The following is a 1480-nucleotide window of genomic DNA, read 5'->3' as shown; positions in this document are numbered from 1 at the left end:
GGCAGGATAACGCCAAATTGCCGCCAGAAGAGTCAAAAGATGAATGGGATTGATATGACCAAGCTGCGCATTGCCTTTATGGGAACCCCGGACTTTGCCCTTGTGGCGCTTAAGGATCTGGTGGCGGCGGGTCATGACGTGGTTTGCGTCTATTCACAGCCGCCGCGTCCAGCAGGGCGCGGGCACAAGGAAACGCCAAGCCCGGTGCATGCCTGGGCGCTTGATCAGGGGATTGAGGTCCGCCATCCGGTGTCACTGAAATCGGCCGAGGAACAGCAGGCCTTTGCCGATCTTGATCTGGATGTTGCGGTGGTGGCGGCCTATGGCCTGATCCTGCCGAAAGCCATTCTTGATGCGCCAAAACACGGGTGTTTGAACATTCATGCGTCGCTTCTGCCGCGCTGGCGTGGGGCGGCGCCCATCCAGCGCGCCATTCTGGCCGGAGATGATGCGACCGGGGTGACCATCATGCAGATGGATGTCGGGCTGGATACCGGTGATATGTTGTTGATTGGTGAATTGCCAATCACGCCAGAGACCTATGCCAATGCCCTGCATGATGATCTGGCGGAACTTGGTGGCAAGATGATTGTCGAGGCGCTTGAAAAGCTGCCCAAGGGGGAGCTTGTTGCGACCAAGCAGCCCGAAGAGGGCGTGACCTACGCAGCCAAGCTGGAGCGCGCAGAGGCCAAGCTTGATTTTAGCGATGATGCCGCCGCCCTTGAGCGCAAAATTCGTGCCTTTACCCCGTGGCCGGGGGCCTATTTCGAGCTCGGTAAGGAACGCATCAAGGTGCAGGCGGCCGAGGTGATTGATCAATCCGGCCCGGTGGGCGAGATCCTTGATGACAAGCTGACGATTGGCTGTGGCAACGGCGCGCTGCGTCCGACCCGTATTCAGCGTCCGGGCAAATCGGTGATGGATACCGACGCGGTGCTGCGTGGCTATGACAAGCTTGCCAAGGGCGTAAAGCTCGGCTGATGGCAAATATCACTGCACATACGGGTGGTGATGTGACGATCCGGCCAGCTTTCAACCGCGATGGCGATGGCATTGCCGATCTGATCGCACTGGTGTTTGCCGATTATCCCGGCTGCGTGTTTGATCGCGCCGCCGAATTCCCCGAACTTGATGCGATTGCCGATGACTTCAAGGCCGATGACGGCCGGATCTGGGTTGCGGTCGATAATCAGGATCGGGTTCTGGGCTGTTTCGGGGTTAAATATGACGTGGCCAGCCGCGAAGGCGAGCTTCACAAGGTTTATCTGCATCCGGCTGTGCGGCGGCGGGGCATGGCGCAAAAACTGATGGCCAAGGCGTTGGCGTGGTTGGGCCAGACGCATCCGGAATGCGAAGCGGTGATGCTATGGACCGATACGCGGTTTGCGGCCGGGCATCGGTTTTATGAAAAATGCGGCTTTGCGCGCACAGGCGAAAGCCGCATTCTGGATGATCTTTCCAATTCGTCGGAATGGCAGTT

Annotated in this window: 2 protein-coding genes; both read left to right on the top strand. The window is 58.6% G+C overall.

The genetic code is table 11. The features are described 5' to 3' along the window. Positions 1 to 54: 54 nt before the first annotated feature. The gene (gene fmt, locus B3Z49_RS01270; protein WP_296987693.1) at positions 55 to 981 is read left to right on the top strand and encodes a methionyl-tRNA formyltransferase; all 927 of its coding nucleotides are present in this window, start codon (positions 55 to 57) and stop codon (positions 979 to 981) included. Next, the coding region (locus B3Z49_RS01265) for a GNAT family N-acetyltransferase (RefSeq protein ID WP_296987653.1) at positions 981 to 1480 on the top strand (500 nt) is incomplete at its 3' end. The genes fmt and B3Z49_RS01265, both read left to right, overlap by 1 nt.

Source organism: Thalassospira sp. UBA1131, from assembly GCF_002311515.1.
In the GTDB taxonomy this organism is placed as follows: Bacteria; Pseudomonadota; Alphaproteobacteria; order Rhodospirillales; family Thalassospiraceae; genus Thalassospira.
This window is presented reverse-complemented; position numbering and strand designations above follow the sequence as displayed.

Bases quoted from the DNA above. Each gene is read 5' to 3' on its own strand.
- fmt (WP_296987693.1), top strand. From the start codon at position 55: ATGACCAAGCTGCGCATTGCCTTTATGGGAACCCCGGACTTTGCCCTT.